At 67.7% G+C, this 21,672-nt stretch carries 25 protein-coding genes and 1 tRNA gene; 25 read left to right on the forward strand and 1 reads right to left on the reverse strand.

Features of this window, described 5'->3' with window-relative positions; all coding sequences use genetic code 11:
* Positions 1 to 1,074: 1,074 nt before the first annotated feature.
* Entirely contained in the window at positions 1,075 to 1,812 is a 738-nt protein-coding gene (locus J2Y69_RS16445; RefSeq protein ID WP_310022773.1) for a ComEC/Rec2 family competence protein, read from the reverse strand.
* Between J2Y69_RS16445 and J2Y69_RS16450 the strand changes: the two genes are divergently transcribed.
* The 25 genes from J2Y69_RS16450 (at position 1,805) to J2Y69_RS16570 (ending at position 21,560) form a co-directional block, all read left to right on the forward strand.
* Positions 1,805 to 3,433: a recombinase family protein gene (locus tag J2Y69_RS16450; RefSeq protein WP_310022776.1), complete on the forward strand. Its 1,629-nt coding sequence runs from the start codon at positions 1,805 to 1,807 to the stop codon at positions 3,431 to 3,433. The genes J2Y69_RS16445 and J2Y69_RS16450 overlap by 8 nt on opposite strands.
* A gap of 342 nt (positions 3,434 to 3,775) precedes the next feature.
* On the forward strand, positions 3,776 to 4,126 hold the full coding sequence (locus tag J2Y69_RS16455) for a hypothetical protein (RefSeq protein WP_310022777.1): 351 nt from the start codon (positions 3,776 to 3,778) through the stop codon (positions 4,124 to 4,126).
* A 190-nt stretch (positions 4,127 to 4,316) separates the two neighbouring features.
* Entirely contained in the window at positions 4,317 to 4,550 is a 234-nt protein-coding gene (locus J2Y69_RS16460) for a hypothetical protein (RefSeq protein WP_310022779.1), read from the forward strand.
* Positions 4,547 to 5,446, forward strand: coding sequence for a hypothetical protein (locus J2Y69_RS16465; protein WP_310022781.1), 900 nt, complete (start codon positions 4,547 to 4,549; stop codon positions 5,444 to 5,446). The genes J2Y69_RS16460 and J2Y69_RS16465 overlap by 4 nt, the downstream gene beginning before the upstream one ends.
* A 31-nt stretch (positions 5,447 to 5,477) precedes the next feature.
* A complete protein-coding gene (locus J2Y69_RS16470; RefSeq protein ID WP_310022783.1) occupies positions 5,478 to 6,155 on the forward strand; it encodes a metallophosphoesterase in 678 nt (225 codons plus the stop codon).
* Between the two features lie 109 nt (positions 6,156 to 6,264).
* Complete coding sequence (locus tag J2Y69_RS16475) at positions 6,265 to 6,576, forward strand: hypothetical protein (RefSeq protein WP_310022785.1); 312 nt, start codon at positions 6,265 to 6,267, stop codon at positions 6,574 to 6,576.
* The gene (locus J2Y69_RS16480; protein WP_310022786.1) at positions 6,573 to 7,799 is read left to right on the forward strand and encodes an RtcB family protein; all 1,227 of its coding nucleotides are present in this window, start codon (positions 6,573 to 6,575) and stop codon (positions 7,797 to 7,799) included. Before J2Y69_RS16475 ends, J2Y69_RS16480 begins: the two co-directional genes overlap by 4 nt.
* Before the next feature lie 193 nt (positions 7,800 to 7,992).
* Entirely contained in the window at positions 7,993 to 8,313 is a 321-nt protein-coding gene (locus J2Y69_RS16485) for a hypothetical protein (protein WP_310022788.1), read from the forward strand.
* Positions 8,314 to 9,107: 794 nt separating this feature from the next.
* Positions 9,108 to 9,485, forward strand: coding sequence for a hypothetical protein (locus J2Y69_RS16490; protein ID WP_310022790.1), 378 nt, complete (start codon positions 9,108 to 9,110; stop codon positions 9,483 to 9,485).
* Entirely contained in the window at positions 9,482 to 9,808 is a 327-nt protein-coding gene (locus J2Y69_RS16495) for a hypothetical protein (protein WP_310022792.1), read from the forward strand. The genes J2Y69_RS16490 and J2Y69_RS16495 overlap by 4 nt, the downstream gene beginning before the upstream one ends.
* Before the next feature lie 180 nt (positions 9,809 to 9,988).
* Positions 9,989 to 10,062 (forward strand) — tRNA-Gln (locus tag J2Y69_RS16500).
* Positions 10,063 to 10,250: 188 nt separating this feature from the next.
* Complete coding sequence (locus tag J2Y69_RS16505) at positions 10,251 to 10,553, forward strand: HNH endonuclease (RefSeq protein ID WP_310022794.1); 303 nt, start codon at positions 10,251 to 10,253, stop codon at positions 10,551 to 10,553.
* A 265-nt stretch (positions 10,554 to 10,818) separates the two neighbouring features.
* Positions 10,819 to 11,298 carry a phage terminase small subunit gene (locus J2Y69_RS16510; RefSeq protein WP_310022796.1) on the forward strand — a complete coding sequence of 160 codons (480 nt, stop codon included), beginning with the start codon at positions 10,819 to 10,821 and terminating at the stop codon, positions 11,296 to 11,298.
* A gap of 34 nt (positions 11,299 to 11,332) precedes the next feature.
* Positions 11,333 to 13,090: a hypothetical protein gene (locus tag J2Y69_RS16515; protein ID WP_310022797.1), complete on the forward strand. Its 1,758-nt coding sequence runs from the start codon at positions 11,333 to 11,335 to the stop codon at positions 13,088 to 13,090.
* Positions 13,091 to 13,197: 107 nt separating this feature from the next.
* Positions 13,198 to 14,742 (forward strand): phage portal protein, encoded by a 1,545-nt coding sequence (locus J2Y69_RS16520; RefSeq protein ID WP_310022799.1) that lies wholly within the window; start codon positions 13,198 to 13,200, stop codon positions 14,740 to 14,742.
* A gap of 20 nt (positions 14,743 to 14,762) precedes the next feature.
* Positions 14,763 to 16,841, forward strand: a complete 2,079-nt coding sequence (locus J2Y69_RS16525; protein ID WP_310022801.1) for a VG15 protein — start codon at positions 14,763 to 14,765, stop codon at positions 16,839 to 16,841.
* Positions 16,842 to 16,869: 28 nt separating this feature from the next.
* A complete protein-coding gene (locus tag J2Y69_RS16530) occupies positions 16,870 to 17,229 on the forward strand; it encodes a hypothetical protein (RefSeq protein ID WP_310022804.1) in 360 nt (119 codons plus the stop codon).
* 176 nt (positions 17,230 to 17,405) lie between these two features.
* Positions 17,406 to 17,927 (forward strand): hypothetical protein, encoded by a 522-nt coding sequence (locus J2Y69_RS16535; RefSeq protein ID WP_310022806.1) that lies wholly within the window; start codon positions 17,406 to 17,408, stop codon positions 17,925 to 17,927.
* Between the two features lie 41 nt (positions 17,928 to 17,968).
* Positions 17,969 to 18,931 carry a P22 phage major capsid protein family protein gene (locus tag J2Y69_RS16540; protein WP_310022808.1) on the forward strand — a complete coding sequence of 321 codons (963 nt, stop codon included), beginning with the start codon at positions 17,969 to 17,971 and terminating at the stop codon, positions 18,929 to 18,931.
* Between the two features lie 77 nt (positions 18,932 to 19,008).
* Positions 19,009 to 19,419: a hypothetical protein gene (locus tag J2Y69_RS16545; protein WP_310022810.1), complete on the forward strand. Its 411-nt coding sequence runs from the start codon at positions 19,009 to 19,011 to the stop codon at positions 19,417 to 19,419.
* Positions 19,420 to 19,534: 115 nt separating this feature from the next.
* Entirely contained in the window at positions 19,535 to 19,897 is a 363-nt protein-coding gene (locus J2Y69_RS16550; RefSeq protein WP_310022812.1) for a hypothetical protein, read from the forward strand.
* Positions 19,894 to 20,184, forward strand: a complete 291-nt coding sequence (locus tag J2Y69_RS16555) for a hypothetical protein (RefSeq protein WP_310022814.1) — start codon at positions 19,894 to 19,896, stop codon at positions 20,182 to 20,184. The genes J2Y69_RS16550 and J2Y69_RS16555 overlap by 4 nt, the downstream gene beginning before the upstream one ends.
* The gene (locus J2Y69_RS16560; protein WP_310022817.1) at positions 20,181 to 20,603 is read left to right on the forward strand and encodes a hypothetical protein; all 423 of its coding nucleotides are present in this window, start codon (positions 20,181 to 20,183) and stop codon (positions 20,601 to 20,603) included. The genes J2Y69_RS16555 and J2Y69_RS16560 overlap by 4 nt, the downstream gene beginning before the upstream one ends.
* A gap of 3 nt (positions 20,604 to 20,606) precedes the next feature.
* Positions 20,607 to 21,176 (forward strand): phage tail tube protein, encoded by a 570-nt coding sequence (locus J2Y69_RS16565; RefSeq protein ID WP_310022819.1) that lies wholly within the window; start codon positions 20,607 to 20,609, stop codon positions 21,174 to 21,176.
* A 108-nt stretch (positions 21,177 to 21,284) separates the two neighbouring features.
* A complete protein-coding gene (locus tag J2Y69_RS16570; protein ID WP_310022821.1) occupies positions 21,285 to 21,560 on the forward strand; it encodes a hypothetical protein in 276 nt (91 codons plus the stop codon).
* Positions 21,561 to 21,672 lie beyond the last annotated feature (112 nt).

Below are 21,672 nucleotides of genomic sequence, written 5' to 3' on the forward strand. Positions count from 1 at the left end.
CGAACAGGAGAGCATCCCCGAACTCATCGCGGCATAATCAAAACAGCTGACCTCGCCGGTGTTGACAATCTCCACCACTCAGAGGGACGCCACCGGTCTATGGGATCTCTCGCCGATCCCAAGGTTGCTTTCACCCTGCACCTAGACACGGACGAGCCGATACAATCTTTCAGCTTTTCGTTACTCACTCGTTATCCGGTGAGTGCAGGTTCCCTCACACTTCCCGAGACGCTGGACTGCACCTTGTCGGACTCGGCGGCGCACCAGTCCTCGTCGACTTTGACCGCAATGCCAACGGTATCGGGCGCCCGGCGCGGGATAAGCACGGCGCAGGCGCGTCGACCTCACCCAGCCCAAACACGCAGAAGCATGATGTCGACGATGCCCGTCGCCACTTGAGTTGCAGACGTTCAAGATGCAGGCGGCCAACTTGATGGGGTTCAGGAATTGCCACATCGCAACTGCCTGACGGTCGGATAGCGTGCTCGCACAAGTCGCGACCGCGAAGAATGTCGTAGTGATCATCACCTCCAGGCTCGCGGTGCGGCGTCGAGCTACCTGAGGCACGCGTTGGCCCTCCCATGCCAGCAATGTGGGTCGGCCGCGGCGGTTGGCTACGGAATCTGCAGCAGCTGCGGCCGGCCCTTCGTCACCGGGATCTAGCCGATCAGCTGCTGACGCTTAGAACGCACGCTTTACCGTCAGCGACCCGAATACGCACGTCCGGAGTCCACGCTTTGTCGCTCCCCGAAGCCAAACCGGGAACGCTTAGCGTCGCGACGAAGTAGTCGCCATCTGAGTCGGACGGTGGGTCAGAATCCACCGGCACCTCTCCGATGGTGTACTTGTAAGCCTCTTCTCGCCTGTGGTCGAAGGTGCCGCTACCTTCAATGCAGGGCGGCTTTTGTGCCTTTCCGCCTGGGACGAAGCGGTACGGGAGCCGGTCGTCTCGCTGGCTCACGGGTTCGATGAGGGGATCAGCATCGTCGCAACACTGCGCAGCGGAACCATCACGGACACACGCCCTGCCGACGAGTAGACAGGAGCGGCATCCGACGCTCCTGGCGGGCCTTCTCACGGGGCCGACCGTTCGGACCAGAGGCGGATCCGCTCCCCGTCCAGGCCGAGGAGGATCATGCCCGACTCGTCCGTGCGGAGGATCCGGGCGCCGACATGACGAAGGATCTCCAGGGTCTCCCGCCGTGGATGTCCGTAGTCGTTCCCTGCCCCGACCGAGACGAGCGCGACGGCTGGGGCCAGCGCCGCGTAGAGCGCCGGATCCTGATCGGCGCTCCCATGATGGGCGACCTTGACGACGGCATATCCATGAGGGTGCACTCGCCGCCCGAGCACGGCCTGCGACTCGGCGGACATGTCCCCCAGGAAGATCGACCGGGGAACCCCTCCGCCCTCGACCTCCAGGACGACGCTCAGGTCGTTGCCCGGCGGGAAGGCCGGCTCGACCCGCCGCGGCCAGAGCACCCGCCAACGCGCCTCGCCGAGCAGACCTTCCTGCCCGGCTGCCGCCGCGGTCACCCGTGCACCGCCTTCGCTCAGACGGCGCAGCAGTCGCTCGTCCTGCGCGCCATCGGGCGGACCGTGCCTGACCTCATCCACCCGACCGGTCAGCGCGGGCGCTCCGCCCGCATGGTCCTTGTCGAAGTGCGTGAGGACGAGCAGATCGACTCGGGCGAGGCCGAGATGGGCGAGGCATCTGCGCAACAGCTCCGGATCGGGGCCGGTGTCGATGAGCAGCACCCGACCTGAGCTCCGGACGAGCACGGCGTCCGCTAACCTGAACGGTATGCACACACGCCAGACCGCCCGCCTCCGGGCCGTGCTCTACCTCCGCCTCTCCCGAAAGGCTGAGGCCTCCACCTCAATCGTCCGGCAGAACGAGGAGCTTCTGGCACTCGCCGAGCGCGAGGACTGGGACGTGGTCCTGACGCTGACCGATGATGGCAAGAGCGGCGGGAAGCAACGCGCGAACGCCCAGCATGCTCTAGCCATGCTCCGGCGCGGCGAAGTAGATATCCTAGCCGTCTACGCCGTAGACAGGTGGTCCCGCATGGGCATCGGCGAGGCTGGCCCGATTATCGCTGCCGTAGACGCCAGCGGCGGACGCTTCGTTGCGGCACGCGAGTCCATCGACTCCGGCGCGGACCCTGACTACTGGAAACTCCGCCTGGCCTTCTCCCTGGACACCGCCGAGAAGGAGCGCCGCAACACCATCGCCCGCGTCAGCTCATCCCAGCGCTACCTCAAGGAGCAGGGCTACTGGGAGGGCGGGCGCGTGCCCTTCGGATACGCTGCCGTCCCGCACCCTGAGAACCCGAGCAAGCGCACCCTGGTCATCCGCGAGCGCGAGGCCGCCATTGCCCGGGAGCTGGCCCAACGGCTGGCAAACGGCGAGCTACCGAGCCACCTGGCAGTGGAGCTGACGGACCGGGGCGTCCCGACCGCGACCTCCGGCTATAGGCGCGCCGAGACACTGACGATAGCCGGACGGCCCCTGCCCTCCGACCTGGACACCGAAGACCGCGGCTTCTGGCACACGCAGAGCGTCCAGAGCATCATGACCGGAGACACCCTCCTGGGCCGCCGTCACGAGTGGGTAGTGGATCGCTCCAACGACGAGACCGGCACGCCCCGCGAGAAGAAGACCGCGCTCCGAGTCATGCGTGACGCCTCCGGTGCGCCCCGCCAGTGGTGGCCCGCGATCCTCACCCCCGCCGAGCTGGAGGCCATCCGCGCCCACGTCAACAACCCCGACGACCGTGGGAAGTACCGCCCCAGAGTCGCTCAGCGCCAGAAGGCAACGCGCTTGCTCTCCGGGCTAGTCGTGTGCGCTACTTGCGGATCAAAGCTCTACGCGGTCAACCGGCGCATGCAGGACGGCCATACCCGTCGGGCGGACTACCGCTGCAATGAGAACACCTCCAAGTGCCGCGAGAAGGCCACCATCGGCGCAGACATCCTGGAGGCCTACGTCATCGCCGACCACCTGGCCGAGTTCGGGGACCTGGAAGTGTTCACCGAGACGACCAAGAACGATGCCCTGGCCACCCACGAGGCCGCGCTGGCCGACGTGCTGGCTGCCATCCGAGAGGCAACGATCCTCCTCGCCGAGGATGCCACGCCCGACCGCTTCACGGCCCTCCAGTCCCTCCAGGCGCAGCGCGACCACCTCCTGGCGTCTCGGCCGCCGACGGAAGCCGTCTATGTGCCTACAGGCCGTTCGCATGCCGAGGAGTGGGCGACGGCGGTGGCTGACGGCGACATCGCCTACCAGCGCGACCTCCTCAGCCAGCACTACCAAGAAATCCGTATCACCAAGGGGCGGGCAGCCATAGAGACGCGCGTCTCACTGGTCGAGCATGTCGTCCGAGACCACCCCTACGTAGAGGATGACGACCTCTATACGGGCGCGTAGACCCCGCACGCCCCCTCGCCGACGCTGGAAACGCCGTAAGGAGTGCGCCTGACGCCGCGACGGTGCGCCGGAGGGGATGCCCATAACGGTCCGGTCACAGCCGTAAGGCTCCTTACGAGCCGCGCTACGATCACTAGTCTGACGTTCTGACGGAACTACCGTCATTTCTCTATCCAGCTTCTAGGTTCTCTCTCTCTCAAGGCTGGATAGGGATATGACGATAGTTCCGTCACTCCGTCATACCCTCCCTACGTCCCAAGCAACCGGAGATTGCAGCGCCATGCCAAAGAGGCCACCCCACCCACCAAGTCCCGCCCACTCCCTCGCACGCCCGGTCCCTTCATGCCAAATCTGAACGCAGTAGAGGAAGCCGCCCGGGACCACGTCTACCACCTCCGGCACCGAGAGTTCCCCCTGCATACCCACGGCCCAGAGGACTACATCCAGACCCCACTCCTGAGAAACCTGGACCACGCCCTGGCTGCCCTGCTGGAGCACCTGACCGACATCGGGGGCGGGGTTGAGGGCATCACCAACACCTTTGCCATCCTCGCGGACCACGCCATGCGCCTCCCTGGAGCCGCGCTCGCCGCCGCCGAGGATTGGACCCCTGCCCTGGAACTGGCATACTCCTCGCTCCGCTTCGAGGACCTCCTAGGCAGCACCCAGCCAATCCCGATCCTCCGACTCTGAGTCGGGGCCTTCGGGCTCCCGCTTGCGTAAGGAGCCTTGCGCATGTAGTCTGCTATACATGCCCGCCGCAGCCACCACCTTCCAACGGCGTCGTCTACTTCACCGGCACCAATGGCCGCCGCTACGGCCTCAACCGCCTGGACCACCTCCGCTTCGCCTGACTATATCCCCACCACGCAAGGAGCCTTCCGTGAACACCCTCCCCGCTGCCTCCACCTGCCGCGTCCTGGTCACCGTCCCGATCCCGCTCCACCGCGACACGGACGACGACCTCCTGGAGGAGTCGCGCGAGCGCCGCGTCCATCACGACCCCCGCCCTGCCCTCCGCGACCCGCTCGCCTCTCCGGCGTACCGCGCCCGCTTCGGTGCTAGCTGGCGTGCCGAGCAGCGCGGGACGCGCCACCTCAAGGCGGCGGTGGCATGACCTCCAACTTCACCCCCACCTCCATCTCTCACTACCCCGAAGGGCACACCGTGACCATCTCCACCCAGATCATCGACATGACGCCCGAGCAGGCTGAGCGCCTACTGGCCGCGAACGTACGCAATCGAAACGTCCGCCCGGACACTGTCAAGTTCCTGGCCGCACAGATGAAGGCGGGGGCGTGGAGGCTGACCCACCAGGGTGTCGCGGTCGCCACGGACGGGGTCCTCCTGGATGGCCAGCACCGCCTCTACGCCGTCGTGGAGGCGGGTGTGACCGTCCCCATGCTCCTGACCACCGGCATCGTCCCCGAGGCCATGACCGTCGTGGACACCGGCGCGCGGCGCTCCTTCGCCGACGTGCTCAAGATGAAGTTTCCCGACCTGACCATGGTCGCCAGCGTAGCCGCCGCCACTGCCGTGCTCGCCAAGTGGGACCAGGGCGCACGCGGGGCCGAGCTGACCCACGGGGGGCTGGCCACCAAGTACCGGCTCAGCCACGCCGCGCTCCTGGCGTACTACGAGGAGCACGCGGCCCACATCCAGCACTGCGTGACCCTCGCCAACCGAGTGCGTAAGAGTCGCCCGAGCTGGAAGTGCCCGAGCACCGTTTACGCGCTCATCATCCACATCTTCGAGGGGCTGGACATCGCAGACGCCGCCGCCTACTTCGAGCACCTCCGCTCAGGGGCGGGGCTGGACTTCGACCACCCGATCCTGGCCGCCATCCGTTGGGCCGACCGCCTGGAGAGTGCCCGGGACAAGAAGCCGGGGGCCGACGTATGGGCCGCCATCTTCATCAAGGCTTGGAACAAGTACCGCGACGGCGACAAGTGGACCATGGCCATCTACCGCAAGGGCGGCGCGGCCGCCGAGACCTTCCCGGAACCCCGATGACCCAGCCCACCGCTCCCCGAAAGGCCTTCACATGACCCGCCCGCCCCAGACCTTCTACACTTCCGACCTCCATCTAGGCCACGACAAGGTTGCCGCGATCCGGGGCTTCGAGTACCCCGGTGACCACGACGAGGCCCTGGCGCTCAACTGGGTAGCCAACGTCCAGCCCGAGGACACCGTCTACGTCCTGGGCGACGTCACCGGCACGAGCGCAACGGCCAAGGTAGAGGCCGCTCTGGGGGTGCTCACCCGCCTCCCCGGCAAGAAGCACCTGATCGCGGGCAACCACGACCCGGTCCACCCGATGCACCGCTCCACCTTCGCCAAGTGGTTCCCGCGCTACGCCGAGGTCTTCGAGACGATCACCCCCTTCCTCCGTCGGCGCATCGGCGGCCACGAGGTGGCGCTCTCGCATTTCCCCTATGCCTCCTACGGCGAGGGGCCGCACCGCGGCGGGACCAAGGCCAGCCGACACAACCAGTGGCGACTCCCGGACCTCGGTCTCCCGATCATCCACGGGCACACACACCAGCCCGAGCGCGAGCACATGGAGGGCGGCGATAACCACCGCCTGGAGTTCGACGGGACCCGCTCTTACTACGTGGTCCGACCCTCCCGCGGCATCCACGTCGGCGTAGACGCCTGGGACTTCGCCCCAGCGCCCCAGGAGGCCCTCATCGCGATCCTGGACGGCTGGGCCAAGGCATGACCAAGCGCTGGTTCCGCCTCCCCGAAGACCCACCGCTGGGCTTCTACGTCATGGTCGCCCTGGCCCTGTTCGTCTACTTTTTCCTCCCCTTTCCTGAGAGGACCCACCCATGACCCACGCCAACAGCCCAGATGACGCCCTGCCCGTCCACGCCGCCATCGCCCGCGCGGTCGCCGACTACCGGCGCATCTTCCCCGCCCCGCTCCCCCTCGCGCCGAACCTCACCCTGGCCGTTCGGGCGCTGGCCGAGCGCGACGCCCTGGCCGCCAAGCTGGCCGCCGTCGAGAAGCTCGCTGAGGGCTGGGACTCCCGGCGCGCGCTCTTCCGGGCGCAAGGAGCCTACGAGGCGGCGGGCTTCCTAACCCGTGTCATCACCCAACTCCGCGACATCATCACGCCTACCGAAAGGACCCCCGCATGACCTACCCCATCACCCTCACCAACACCGCTGCCCCTGTCCTCGCTTGGGCCGACGAGTCCACCATCGAGGACGCCGCCCTCCAGCAACTCCGCGACGTCTCGGAGCTCCCCGGCCTCCACGGCCTCCGCGTCATGCCCGATGTCCACTTCGGAAAGGGCGCGACCGTCGGCTCCGTCATCGCCATGGAACAGGCCCTCGCCCCGGCTGCCGTCGGCGTGGACATCGGCTGTGGTGTAAACGCCGTCAAGACCTCCCTCCACCTGGAGGACCTCACCGCCACCGACCTCGCCAAGCTCCGCTCCCGCTTCGAGTCCGTCGTCCCCGTGGGCTTCGCGGCGCATGACTCCATGCGCGACTCCCGAGAGGCGCTGCCCTCCCGCTTCGCCACGGCGGCCTACGGCCTCATGGGCCGCTTCGGGAACCTCCACGCCGACGTGGTCAGCATGTACCGTCGCGCCGCTGCATCCCTGGGCACCCTGGGCGGCGGCAATCACTTCATCGAGCTGACGACCGACGACGACAACGCCGTCTGGATCACCCTCCACTCCGGCAGCCGTGGCATCGGCAACCAGCTCGCCCAGCGTCACATGGAGGTCGCCCGAGACCTCCCGGCCAACGCCGACCTCCCGCCGCACCTCCGCGAGCTCTCGCTCTTCTACACGGGCACGCCGGAGATGGACGCCTACCTCCACGACCTCCGATGGGCGCAGGAGTACGCCATGCACTCGCGCACGATCATGATGGAGCTCGTCAAGCGCGAACTCCGGTCCTACTTCGACTCACCCACAGGGCGCGTAGGGCACATCGTCACCTTCGGCGACGAGATCAACTGCCATCACAACTACGTCTCCACCGAGGTCATCGACGGGCGCGAGATGATCGTCACCCGCAAGGGCGCGATCTCCGCACGCTCCGGCGAGCTGGCGCTGATCCCGGGCAGCATGGCCACCGGCTCCTACATCGTCCGCGGTCTGGGCAACCCCGAGAGCTTCTACAGCGCCTCCCACGGGGCCGGACGGAAGATGTCCCGGACCAAAGCGCGGAAGACGTACACCGCCGCCGACGTGGCCCGCACCATGCAGGGCATCGAGGCGCGCACCGACGAGGGCGTGGTGGACGAGATTTCCCTGGCCTACAAGGACCTGGACTCCGTCATCGCCGCCCAGCGTGACCTGGTCCAGCCGGTGGCGCGCCTCCAGACCATCCTGTGCGTGAAAGGATGACACCATGAGCGTTGAGGTCAACGTCCGCGAGGCGGAACTCCTCCGCGACGCACTCACCGCCTTCCTAGAGGAACGCTCGCCAACCTAAGCGAGACGCCCCGCCCACTCTTCGGAGAGGAGCGGGGCGATTTCGTTGCGGTCAGGATCGGATCAAAACTATACAAACCGGATTTCCGTGTGTATAGTTTTCTACATGAGCACCCACACCATCACCACCGCCGCCCGCCGCATCGCCCGCGAGGTCAACGAGACCCCGACCACACTGGAAATCCGATTCAACGCTGACGGCTCGGTCTACAGCGTGAACCCCAAGGGGCTGTGGCCCGCGGAGGGGCCGGACGTGTACTTCCTGCGCTTGCAGGGCCGCAAGGGCCAGACGGCGCTGTCGCAGGCCCGCGCACAGCTTCTCATCGACACGATGGCCGAGGCTATCGAGAAGACCGACGACGCCGCGTCCGCACGTCTCCTCGCCGAAGACCTCGTGCACGAAGCCGACTTCGAGGCCGGGCGATGACCACTTCCGTCCCCGCGCACTACCGGGTCACTATGGATGTCGCCCTCGCGGCGGCCTCCCTGGTCCGGTGGGACCTGGAGTCCCACGGCATTGACGCGGACTTCATCCTAGGCATGCCACTCAACACGGTAGGGTGGGCCACCACGCTTCCCTACTCCGGCGCTGACTCCCAGGCGACGCTCCGCGGCGCGGCGTATGCCGCCCATACCGTCCGCCTGTGGGTCCAAGAACAGCCGGACCCCCCGAGCTGGGAGCCCGCGCTTGAGAAGGCCAGGTATGCCATCAACAGCGCCGCACCTGAGGCGCGACGGTCCGCGGGGCTTGACCTCCGGCGCGCCACGATAGGCGAGCATCTGCACGTAGAGGCCACGCGAGCGGCCGAGGGCGTAGGGCAATGGCTCATGGCCTCCCAGGCGGCCACGTACGTCGCAGCAGCCGCGAAGGTCGCGCGCTGGGTAATGCGTCGCCCTCCCGTACACACAGAGGGACAGCCGAGTCCGCTCAGAGATGCCTGGTACGCGGCGCATGGAGGTACGGTGCTTCGCGGGCTCAGCACCCACGCCCCGAGCGGAGCCGGACGCCCGTCCATCGAGAGTAGCGACATCCGCGCCGCCCAACGCTTCCTTGCCCAGCGGACCATGGCAGCAATCACCCCCACGCGGACCCGTCTCGCAAAAGACGCTGGCGTGACCCGAGTGACGCTAAACGCCTGGCTGGGTGGCTAACTCCCACTTGGGCAGTCCATCACCCCCAGGCGCACTCCTCCTCGACACCAACGAGAGGAACACCCCCCCATGACCAGCACCACCAACCGCCTGACCCTGACCGATAAGGATGACGACGCGCTCGACATCGAGAACATCGTTGACCCCGCGAACGGGGCCGCCTTCCTGCGCACGAGCATGAGCGGGGTATATCTCAGCGCTCAGCAGGTCCGCCAGCTCATCAACCGACTGGAGCCGCACGCTGCACCGGCCCGCGCGGCGCTGGACGTCTTCAACGACTACCCGCTGGGCCAGGTCTTCACCCGCAGCGATGGCAACCTTCGCGTGAAGGTCTCCAGTACGCACTACTCCACTATCCGAAGCAGCGCGGGCACGCCCCCGACCTACCTGGCGTCCGTCTTCCTCACGGACCAGCCCGAGGACATTATCGAGGCAGTCAGCGCGTGAGCGCACTGGCCGAGCGGCCCGAGCCGCCACAGCCTGGTTCCCTCGCCTCCAGCCCCCTGGACAAGGCGCTTACCGCCATGCAGAGCGCCCCGTGCGACCCGGCCAAGGAGACGCCCGCGGACTACTTCGCCCGCATCGTCACGGCGCGCTCCCTGAACGCGGCCCGCGGCGAGGGGCTGAGCATCCACGCCGCCGTCGGGGCCATGGGTCGCCAGCTCGTGGCCATCGCGGCGCTTCTCCCGGTGCTGCCCTCCCCCGAGGACCTGGAGGCTGAGCTGGCCTTACTGGACACCATCCCGACAGGCGAGGAGCCCAGCCGATGAGCGTCACCTACCGGCGCTTCGTGGTGGCCCCTGACGGTGTCGTGACCCTGTGCGTTTACACGCTCCTCCTCCTCTAAGTCTGGGCAGCCAGGCCCACTACTAAGTGGGAGAGGAAAACCCTCTTTCAAACCCCCGCCGACTGGGCGCGTTGCTACTGATAACGGCCCAGCGCGGGGCCCATCTCTCTTCGTCTAATGGCAAGACACCGCGCTCTGGCCGCGGCAATCGAGGTTCGAGTCCTTGCGGGAGAACCACGCATCAGAGCGCCCCCGTTGCCAAAGACCCCGCCCCCGGTTGAGACAAGCTCCCGGGGCCGGGGCCTCCATCTTCTATCCGCCCCCGTGTTCGAGACCCACCCCCCCTATCTCCACGAGGGCCGCCCCCGGATCAGTGCTACCCGCCTGGTCACGGGGGCTTTTCCGTACCCTCAAGGAGGCCGCCCATGGGATGGGAGACCAGCACCCGCAAGGACGAGCTGCCCTACGACTGGCAGACCAGGCGCGTCCGCGTGCTCCGACGTGACAACTACCGTTGCCAGGCTCGCGACTCGCAGGGTCGCAAGTGCGGACACCCTGCCAACCAGGTGGACCACATCGTGCGAGGCAGCAACCATGACGAGGACAACCTGCAAGCCCTCTGTCGCTGGCATCACGACCGCAAGAGCAGCGCCGAGGGGCATGAGGCCCAGCAACCGCGACTCAAGCAAGCTCGCGAACCCGAGCCACATCCAGCCTTCCGGCGCTGACCTCAGCCCAGCGCCCGGTCGCCGATCCGCTGAGCACCGACAGCACCCTGGGGAGGGACTCCCCCTACCCCCTCACCTTCCCTCCCGGAGGGGCATAGCGTCTGTCAGTGCGCGCGAGTTCCAGGGTTTACACGCTGTGAGCTTCCTGGGAGTTGCCACCCACTAACCGCCCCCTGCCGCTGGCCTGCATCGCCTTTCGAGGCACCGTTTCGCCATGCCGGGGTCTTCATCCGCCCCCGTTTACACGCGCCAAGGAGGTGCAGCCGTGCCCGGACCTGTCCCGCAGCTCGCCCATCAGCGCGAGCGCGACACCAAGCGCCGCCAGAACGGCAGCACCGCCCTGGTCGATGACGGCCAGCTCCGCGGTCCCGAGTTCCCCTACGACATCATCGAGCACCCGCATGCCGCCACCGTCGAGTGGTGGGACACCTGGCGACGCTCGCCTCAGGCCTCCATCTTCCAGCCCACCGACTGGCAGACACTCAAGCGCGCTGTCCGCCTCCAGGACGACACGATGACCGCGCCACGCGCCTCCGCCGCTGCCATCTCCGAGCTGCGGCTGATCGAGGAGCGCCTGGGTGCGACCGTCGTGGACCGTCTCCGCGCCAAGCTCACCATCGTCCAGCCCTCGCCAGTCGAGGCGCTCGCCCCGGTGACTCCGATTGGCGCTGGCGGCCTGGCCGACCGCATGCGTCGCCCTGCCGACCCCACCCCTGCCCCTGTAGAGGACAAGCCTCCCTTCTGATCTACCTGGCCCTCTCACCGCCGAGAGGACCACCATGGCACAGCCGCCACGCTCCGACCCCGTCCTGACGGTCGAGCCGTTCCCCTTCAAGGCCGACGGCACGCCCGCCATCCCCACGCTGGGCATCGGCGTCATTGAGCACATCGAGCACTACCTGATCCAGCCTGACGGCGACGGCGCTGGGGACCCGTTCCGCCTCACCGTCGAACAGCTCAACTTCGTCCTGTGGTTCTACGCGATCGACAAGGATGGCCGCTTCATCTACCGGCGCGGCATCCTCCGGCGCGCCAAGGGCTGGGGCAAGTCCCCCTTCCTCGGCGCGCTCGCACTCGCCGAGCTGACTGGCCCCGTGCGCTTCGGCGGGTGGGACACCTGGGGCCGCCCTGTCGGCGTCGCCCACCCCATGCCCTGGATCGTGATTGCCGGTGTCTCCGAGACGCAGACCGAGAACACCATGGCGGCCATCCGATCCATGGCCGAGGGATCGGACTTCTTCGAGGACTTCGGGCTGGACGAAAACAGCATCGGCAAGACCCGCATCCTTCTTCCCACGGGCGGCAAGATCGTGCCCGTCACGGCCAACGCCGCCACGCAAGAAGGCGCGCGCCCCACGTTCGCCATCATGGACGAGACGCACCACTGGACCGACTCCAACGGTGGGGCCAAGCTCGCTCGCGTCGTCCGGCGCAACCTCGCCAAGGTCAACGGGCGCGGCATCGAGACCACCAACGCCCACGGTCCTGGTCAGAACAGTGTCGCCGAGCGCTCCTACCTCGCCTGGCTCGCCATCCGCGAGGGCCGCACTATCTCCGATGACCAGGGCATCCTCTACGACTCCCGCGAGGCTCCCAGCGACATCGACCTGGCCGACCAGGCCGCCGTACTCCATGGCCTCCGCTGTGCCTACGGCGACGCGGCCCGCCTGGGAGACGACAACCCCGAGGGGCGGACCGACGGCTGGGTGGACCTCACCCGCATCCTCGCCGAGGTCTACGACCCAGACACGCCCCCCGAAGAGGCGCGACGGTTCTACCTCAACCAGATCGTGGCCGCCGCCGACTCCTGGATTGCTCCCGTCGAGTGGCACGCCAACCGCAACGACACCACGCCTCAGCTCACGCTGGCCGACCCCAACCGGCGCAGCTCCCAGGGCGACACGGTCACCCTGGGCTTCGATGGCTCGCTGACAGACGACTCCACAGCGCTCGTCGCCGTGCGCGTCTCCGACGGCTCCCCCTGGCTCCTCGCCATCTGGGAGAAGCCCGAGGGGCCTACCGGCGTTGGCTGGGCTGTCCCTAAGGAGGACGTCCGCGACGCCGTCTCCTGGGCGTTCGCCCACCTGGACGTCGTCGCCTTCTTCTCGGATGTCGCCTACTGGGAGACGGACGTGGACGCCTGGCGCGACGAGTACGGCGAGCGACTCCTGGTCAAGGCCACGACCCGGCACGCCATCGGCTGGGACATGCGCGGGCACCAGATGGATACAACACGCGCCGTCGAGGCGCTGCACCGCTCCATCACGGACCACGAACTCCCCTGGACCGCTCACGAGCTGGCCACCGGCTCCAGCACAGGTCTCCAGGCCCACGAAATCCTCACTCGACACGTCCTCAACGGACGACGCCGCATCAACCGCTGGGGCGTCTACTTCGGCAAGGAAACCCGCGAGTCCCCCAAGAAGGTGGACGCCCTCGCGGCGCTCGTGCTGGCCCGCATGGCCCGCTCCCGCGTCCTTGCCGACGGGCACCTCAACCGCCGCCGCAAGCGCGTCGGGAAGCTCATCGGCTTCTAGCCACCCATGCAAGGCCCTGGTGTATGCGCGCCCACGCGATAGGGACATGACTCCCTCAAACCACACGCACCGGGGCCTCTCACCCCCTAGCTCCGAAAGGCGGCTACATGGCCATCACCCCAAAGCTCGCCGAGGAGCTGGACAAGAAGCTCCAGACTGACCTCGCCAAGGATGCACGACTGGGCAAGCCCAAGCGGTACCTGGACGGCGACCACGACGACGCCTACATGCCGCGTGGGGCCAAGAAGGAGTATCAGCACCTCGCCAAGCGTGCCATCACCAACTGGCTCCCCCTGGTCAGCGAGACCTTCGCCCGAGACCTCTTTGTGGAGGGCTACCGAACCCCCAAGAGCACCGACGACGAGACCGCCTGGACGCACTGGCAGAAGAACGGCCTGGACGCCCGCCAGACCATCGCCATACGCGGCGCACTGGACTACGGCGCAAGCTACGTCCTGGTCCTCCCCGGCGACAACGGCCCCGTCATCAAGCCACTTTCCCCGCTTCGCTCCATGGCCTGGTACGCCGACGAGGACGACGAGTGGCCCCAGCAGGCGGTCCGCCTCCTGGGTAAGACCGCCGACGGCAAGGGCCGCCTCCTGGAGGTCTACGAGGGCAACGAGGTTGTCCCGTTCGAGGTCACCGAGGACGGCAAGTACAAGGCCGGTAAGTCGCTCACGCACACCCTGGGTCACGTCCCGTGGGTCCGCTTCCGCGACCGGCTGGATGGGCAAGCCCGCGGCCTCATCGCCCCGCTGATCCCCCTCCAAGACCGTGTAAACGAAATCAGCTTCGCCACCCTCATCGCCATCCAGTACGCCTCCTTCCGGCAGCGGTGGGCCACCGGCCTCTCCATCCCTGTGGACGAGGACCCGGACTCCCCGAACTTCGGTAAGCCCGTGGAGACGTTCGAGGCAGCAGTGAACCGGCTCTGGGTCTCCGACTCGCCAGAGGCCAAGTTCGGCGACTTCGCCCAGACCGAGCTGAGCGGACATCACACCGCCTACGAGAACGCCGTGAAGACCCTGGCAGCCATCGGGCAGATGTCCCCCAACGTGATGATGGGCGACATGGTCAACGTCTCCGGCGAGACGCTCCTGAACATGCAGCACTCCACGCGCCGCAAGCGCACCGAGCTGGAGACCATCTTCGGCGAGAGCTGGGAACAGGTCTTCCGACTGGCCGCACGCGCCAACGGCGACGCCGAGCCAGCCGAGGACGCCCAGGTCCGCTGGCGCGACGCTGATGGCACCAACCTGGCCGCCACCGTGGACGCCCTGGGGAAGATGACCCAGATGCTAAACGTGCCTGCGGAGGCCCTGTGGGAGAAGGTCCCCGGCATCACCGAGCAGGACCTCCAGCGCTGGCGCGAGCTGGCCGCAGTCGATCCCATCACGGCCCTAACGGCCGAGCTGGAGCGTCAGTCCACCCTCCCCGGACAGGCAGCAGCCGCGACCACCGCAGCACCCGCCGCGGAGGACCCCGCCAAGGTCAAGGCCAAGGCTGACGCCTTCGGTGCCCTTGTCCGCGCTGGCGTCTCCGGCGAGTCTGCCGCAGCACAGGCAGGCCTGGACGGTGTCGAGCTGACTGGCGCTGTGCCCGTATCGCTCCGCCTACCCACCTCTGAGGCCACGGTCCTGGAGGACGCCTAACCCACTGAGAGGAGCGTGTCATGGCTACCAAGGCCGCAACAGCCGTTGCCATGGCACGCTCCCACCAGCTCGCCCAGGTCCGGCAGGCCGCAGCCGTCCAGGCCGCGCTCGCCGCGCTCTGGGACGAGACCCTGGACCCCACCGACATCACCAAGTCCTTCCTCGCGTTCCGCGAGAAGGCCACCCCGATCATTGGCACGGGCCGAGTCCTCGCTGAGCGACAGGCAACCACCTACTACCGGAACCTCCTGGCCTGGAAGGGCCTGGACACCTCCGACCTGGCCGACCTCGCCAAGAAGACCTACCCCACGTCCGCCATCCAGGCCTCCCTCTCCGGCGCAACCGGCAAGCACCTGAACAAGGCCTACTTCCTCAACGCCAAGGGCCTCCCGAACAGTGCCGTTCTCGCCCAGGCCAAGGCCGACATGCTGGGCAGCGCCAAGCGCCAGATCATCAACGCCTCGCGCGATCACCTCATCGCTATCTCCAAGGCTCACAAGAAGATCAAGGGCTGGGCGCGCGTCTCCGACGGTAACCCCTGTGGCTTCTGTGCCATGCTCGTTGGCCGCGGTCCCGTCTACTCCGAGGACACCGCCAACTTCGATGCTCACGACCGCTGTGGATGCTCTGTCCGCCTAGTCACCTACGACGAGGAGGACGGCGGCTGGACCGAGGATGCCAAGGCCTACCACTGGGCCTACGAGAACGGCTACCAGGACATCCGCCAGCTCTCCGCAGCGGACCTCTCCGCGATCAACGCCGTCCGTCGAGCAGCAGGCCAGCGCCAGAAGACCTCCGCGCTCATCTCGGCGCGCTGGGTCAACGGCTACACCTCAGATGACATCCTCAAGCTCTACGCCGACGACCTGGCCACCAAAGCGGCCGAGGAAGCCGAGGCCATCGCCCGCACCGCAGCAGCCGCTCAGAAGGCCGTGCAGCAGGCCAAGCTTCTCCAAGCCATGCAGGCCAAGCTCGCTGCCCAGGCGGCCAAGGAGGCCGCTGAGAAGGCTGCCCGAGAGGCAGCGGCCGCCGCAGCCAGGGCAGCCGAAGAGGCAGCCGAGAAACTCCGCAAGAAGTGGTTGAGCAAGCCCGCCCCTAAGGCCCCCGTCAAGCCGTCCGCGCCTACCCCCGTCGGCCCCTCCGCCTTCAACTCCTGGACCCAGAACTCCAAGGCCAAGTTCGCGGACTACGCCGCCAAGACCGGCAACCCCAAGAACGACTTGACCAAGTCGAACAACTGGAGCTACTTCCTCCGCGTCATCGAGCAGCACGACCTCAGCGCCTTGGACTACCTCAAGGCCAACCACTACGTGGACGACGCCCTCTACGCCGAGGCCCTGGCAGCCATCAAGGTCGCCAAGAGCGTCCCGGATGCCGCGCGAGCTGCCTTCGAGAAGGACGCCCGCCTCTTCGGCCGCCGCAGGCGGACCTACGAGAGGAACCTGGCCGACTGGAAGGCCATCAACGGCATCACCTCCTCCCAGAAGGGCATGGACGGCGGACTCCGGCACGCCACCAACTCCGAAGGCACCGACTGGGCCAACAAGAACGTCCCCCGTGCCCCCGAAGGCAAGGGACGTGGTGCGGCCAGCGTCTACTCCGGTGGCTCCTACCGACCATGGAACGGCAACCTTCGCCGCGGCAAGGGCACTCCTTCCGGCGACTGGGTCGAGCAGACCAAGCACCTGGACGAGGCCATGCAACCGATGCCCGAGGATGTCATTGTGCGCCGCGGCTCCGGCCTGGACGCCTTCGCCGACGCCCTGGGCATCCGACATGGCTCCATCCCACCTCATGACCCCAGGGGGCTCGTGGGGTCGATCCAGATGGACTACGGCTACATGTCAACGTCAGTAGGCCAGACCGCCGCCTTTGGTGGCGACCTGGCCCTGGAAATCAAGGTCCCGGCTGGCTACCCGTCCATCTGGTTGTCCCCTGACTCCAGCTACCCGAGCGAGCGCGAGCTTCTTCTGGCGCGAGGCACACGTCTCTTCATCCACTCTATGGAGCGCAAGAACGGCGTCTGGCACGTTCAGGCCGAGGTCATCCCCCTGGACGACGACGGCAAGGGATGGGTCTCAATGCCCCGCACCACCTGACCCTAGACTGACCCCGAGAGGAGGCCGCATGGCCGAGCGCACCTGGGATGATCCCGAGTTCATCGACGTTTACACGCCGCCCCGCTGGCCGACTCTCCCCGAGACCGGCACCGCCTACGTCTCCGTCGCGACGCTCCCGAGCATTGGACCCGTCGGCTTCTTCGCGTACACGCCGGACGCGCTGGGCTTCTTCGCAATCCACCAGGACGACGAGGCAGCCCAAGGCGTCCACCAAATCGTGGACGACGAGCTGGCCCGCATCCTCTCCGAGGGGGGCACCACCCGCGACGCCCGCGACGCGGTCCTGGCCTCCGCCCTCTTTGACCCCGAGGAACGCATGGAGCTGGCAGACCTCTTCGCCGCCATCCGTATGGCCTGGGGGCTCTAGCTCCTCAGACCACCCACCTGTAAGGCCCTCAGACCCGCGCTGAGGGCCTTTCTCGTGCCCTGGCCACATCAGGGCTCAACCAGCCTTTCGCCACGCTAAGAGCCGCGCGCAAGGCTACTCCCTCATGTCCAGGCAAGGCCCTGGCATCCACAACGTCCAAGGAGACGCAACCACCCATGCCCGACGCCCAGAACCCCGCCCAGCCCGAGCCTGTCACCGAGCCGTCCAAGGAGACGACCGACGAGCAGACCCACCCCTGGGGCGAGGACTTCGACGCTGCCACTGCCTGGCGCGCCCTCACCTCCGCCCGCGACGCCGAGAAGGCAGCCAAGGCCGAGACCGCCGCCTTCAAGAAGGCCGAGCAGGAGAAGGCCGACGCAGAGCTGACCGAGCTGGAGAAGCTCCGCAAGGACTTCGCCGAGCTCAACGCCGAGAAGACCGCCCTTGCCCGCACGACCCAGCTCAACGAGCTGGGCCTGGACAAGGCGCTCCACGGCTTCATCTCCGGCGAGACGCCCGACGCCATCGCCGAGCAGGTCGCGGCCCTCAAGGCAGCACTGGGCACAGGCAAGCCCGCCGAGGAGGACCCGGCCCCCGAGCCCCCAGCGACCCGGCCCAAGCCTCAGCTCACCCCCGGCCAGGGCGGTGACGACAAGAGCGAGACCGACCTGGACGCGCTCGTGAAGTCGCTCCTCTAAGCCATCTCCCTCATCCCCTTCGTCCCGAAAGGACACCCACCATGGCTACTTCCACTGGACACACCTTCGACTACGACGCCGCACAGGTCGCGACCGTTGCCGCCAAGCTCGTGCAGGAAGACTCCTATCTCTCCGCGCTCGTGAGCCGCAACTACCAGGACGAGTTCCTCGCCCCGGGCACCGCGGGACGCCCCATCAAGGTGAAGTACCCGACCGTCCTCCTGCCGCGCGAGCGCAACATCAACGACGTGACGACCAGCATTGAGCTGGACGCCATCGTGGAGGCCGGGACGACCCTCAACCTGGACAAGAAGATGGTCTACAGCGCGGTCCCGCTGTCCGAGGAGGACCTGAACCTCAACCTCACGGATTTCTCCGGCCAGGTGCTCCGCCCGCAGGCCAAGGGCATCGCCGAGGACATCGAGGACCGAGTCGCCGCAAAGCTCCTGAGCGTGCCCAAGGCAACGGGCCTCCCGGCGTACGACGCGGCCAACCCGATCACGTACTTCCTGGCCATCCGCAAGAAGCTCCGTGACAACGGCGTGCCGCTGGAGGGCCTCAACATGGCCGTCGGCACCCAGGTCTACATGGACCTCCTGAACGCCAAGGCCATCCAGGATGCCTCCCAGTCGGGCAGCACCACGGCGCTCCGCGAGGGCAACGTCGGCAAGGTAGCGGGCTTCACTCTCATCGAGCACACGCGCCTGGACGACAACGAGGTGATCGCGCTCCACCGCGACGCCGTCACGCTCGTGACCCGTGCGCCGGCTGTCCCTGCTGGCGCGGCCTTCGGCCAGGCCATCAACGAGGGCGGCTACTCGCTCCGCTACATGCGGGACTACGACGCCGACAAGACCGTAGACCGCAGCATCGTCGCCACCTTCGTCGGCGTGGGCTTCCTGCCGACCTTCAAGCGGACCGTCAACAAGACGACTCGCGCAGTGACCTTCACCGAGCTGGAGAACGGCGGCATCATCCACGTCCCGGACGTGACCGCTCCGTAAGCGACGGCCTGAGCGAGGGGGTCTTCCACCGCGGGAGGCCCCCTTTCCCGTCCCCCCGCCGACCATCTGGAGCACTAATGACCGCACCTCTCCCGCCCTCTCTGGCGGACCTCGCCCTCCGCATGGGACTGGAGGCCATCGACCTGGACGAGGGCGACACGCGCGCCCGCCTCCAGGCAGCCCTGGATGACGCCACCGCCCTCGTCCTCGCCGAGGTCGCCCCCACTCTCGCCGACCGCTGGACCGCCGCCGCTCCGAGCCTCATCCACATCGTCATCCGCACCGCCGCTCGCCGTGCCTTCGAGAACCCCCGCGGCATCCAGCAGGAGACGCTTGGCGAGCACACCGTGGGCCTCACCGACACCTCCGGCGTCTTCCTGACCGCCCGCGAGCTGGCCCTGATCCGCAAGGCCTCCATGGGCCGTTCCGGCTCCGCTGGCGTTGTCGGCAGCCTCCGAACACCGAGCGCCTATGGGGACGGCGCATGATCCCCGACCCCGAGGACCTCGCCGCCACCATCTACGTGCCCGTGGTGGGCTCCCGCCCTGTCCCGTTCCTGGCCGTAGGCGACCCGCCGCTACCTGGTCTGGGGGACACCTCCTAATGCTGACCATCGCACGCGCCCGCGCCGACCGCCTCCGCATCGTCCGCGGGACGCCCGCCCTGGACTCCTACGGCGAGCCGACCAGCAAGTGGGCCTTCGACCTGTCCACCGCTGTCCCGCTCTCCCGCGCCCGTCTGGCCCGCCCCTCCTTGGCTGTCCAGGAGATCGAGGGTGTCCACCTGGGCGAGCATGACGCCGCCCTCCTCATCCTCCGGCGCTTCACAGACCTGGCCGGGAAGTTCCTAGTCCTGGACCGCGACGGACACGCCTGGCGGGCCGTCTCTGATCCTGTCCCGCGCGACTCGCTCGCGTCCGGAGTCCTGACCGCGGTCCACATGACTCGTCACGAGGTACGCCGATGAAGCCCAAGATCAAGCTCCACTACCCCGGCATCCGCGCCGCAGCGCTGAACAGCCCCGGCGTCCGCAAGGAGGTCGCCGCCTTCGCCGACACGATGGCGAGCCGCCTGGCTGGCCGTGTCATCGCTCACGACGGCCCCGCCAACATCGCCCGCGACGCCTACCGAACGGATCGCGTAGGCGAGGGCGTGACGATCGCTCACCCCGGTGGCGTCGCCCTAGAGGCCGAGCACGGCTACCTCACTTCCGCCGCCCGCTCCGTGGGCCTGTCCGTTGGGCGCAAGAAGTGAGCGCCCTAGCCATCCGCTTCTCCGATCCGCAGCGGGCCACGCGGGACGCACTCCGCGTCCTCCTCCCGCTGTACGGGCTGGACGCTTCCGTGTCCATGTCCCGCCCGGACCTGGCCACTGGCGTGCCGCTGTCCCGTCCACACATCCGTGTCCGCTCCGGCGTCCCTGTCCGCAGCTCCCAGGTGTCCGCCTCCGCGGATGTCCGCTTGACCGTCTTTGCCGTGGACGAGGGGGCCGCCATGTCCCTGGCCGCCGACGTGGAGGCCGTCCTTCTCGCCGAGCTGTCCACCGATGACCTCCTGGGCTTCGGTGCTCTCTCCGGCCCCGTCCCCGGGACGGACACCGACACGGGCCGCCCCATCGCGTTCGTGTCCCTCTCCGCGCGGCTCCGTCCGCACCACCTCTCCCGAAAGGACTAACCAATGGCTGGAAACGCCAAGAACACCGCCCAGTGGGCGGGCGCAGATGTCTACATCACCCGTGACCCGAACGTGGCCGCGCCTACCGACCTGATCGCCCCCTGGGCACTCGGCTGGGCTGTCGTCGGCCTCCTGGACGGCGAGGAGGGCTTCACCGAGGAGCGCGAGGACGAGACCTCCGAGCGCTTCGCCTGGGGAGGCATCCTCGTCCGCCGCTCGAAGTCGAAGCACAAGCGCACCATCCGCTTCGTCGCGCTGGAGGACAACTCCACGACCTTCGGCCTGGTCAACCCCGGCTCCGACCGCGAGTCGCTGAACGGCACCCGCCGCAGCGTCGTCAAGGTCCCGGTCGCCGGTGACCGCTTCTCCATCGGCTTCGAGACCCGCGATGGCGACCGCAAGAAGCGCCGCGTGGTCGAGACCGCCGAGGTTCAGGAGGTCGCCGAAATCAAGGAGTCCGAGACCGAGCCGACGGTCTACGACATCACTGTCGTGATCTTCCCGGACGCTGACGGCGTCCTCTACACGGACATCGAGACCGACCCGGAGTACGTCGCCCCTGCGGGCGACTGACCCACACCGCACCTGAGAGGGGCGTCCCGCGCGGGGGCGTCCCTCTTCCTTCTTCCCCCGCGCATACCCAAACCCACTCCCATCCGCGCTAAGGAGCGTTTACACAGCATGGCCGCACGAAAGACCACCAACCCCATCGCCGCAGAGGCAGCCCACTCGCTCATCGAGTTCGAGTACGACGACGAGACCTACGCCGTCGTCCCCACCAACGACTGGACGCTGGACGCCCTGGAGGCCTTTGAGGATGGCAAGGTCCTCACCCTCCTTCGCCACGTCCTCGCCGAGGGCGGCTACGCCAAGTTCCGCCAGACCCACAACGGCGTGGGCGACATCCAGGGCTTCATGGCGGCCCTCCAGAAGGCCCAGGGCATCGCGGGAAACTGACGCAGCTCGCCGCCCACCTCCGCTACCGACGCGACGCCGTAGAAGCCGACCTCCAGCGCTTCTACGGCGTCGAGCTGTCGGGGCTGTGGACGGGCGAGCTTTCCATCCGCCG

It is taken from the genome of Microbacterium resistens, assembly GCF_031456305.1.
Classification (GTDB): domain Bacteria; phylum Actinomycetota; class Actinomycetes; order Actinomycetales; family Microbacteriaceae; genus Microbacterium; species Microbacterium resistens_A.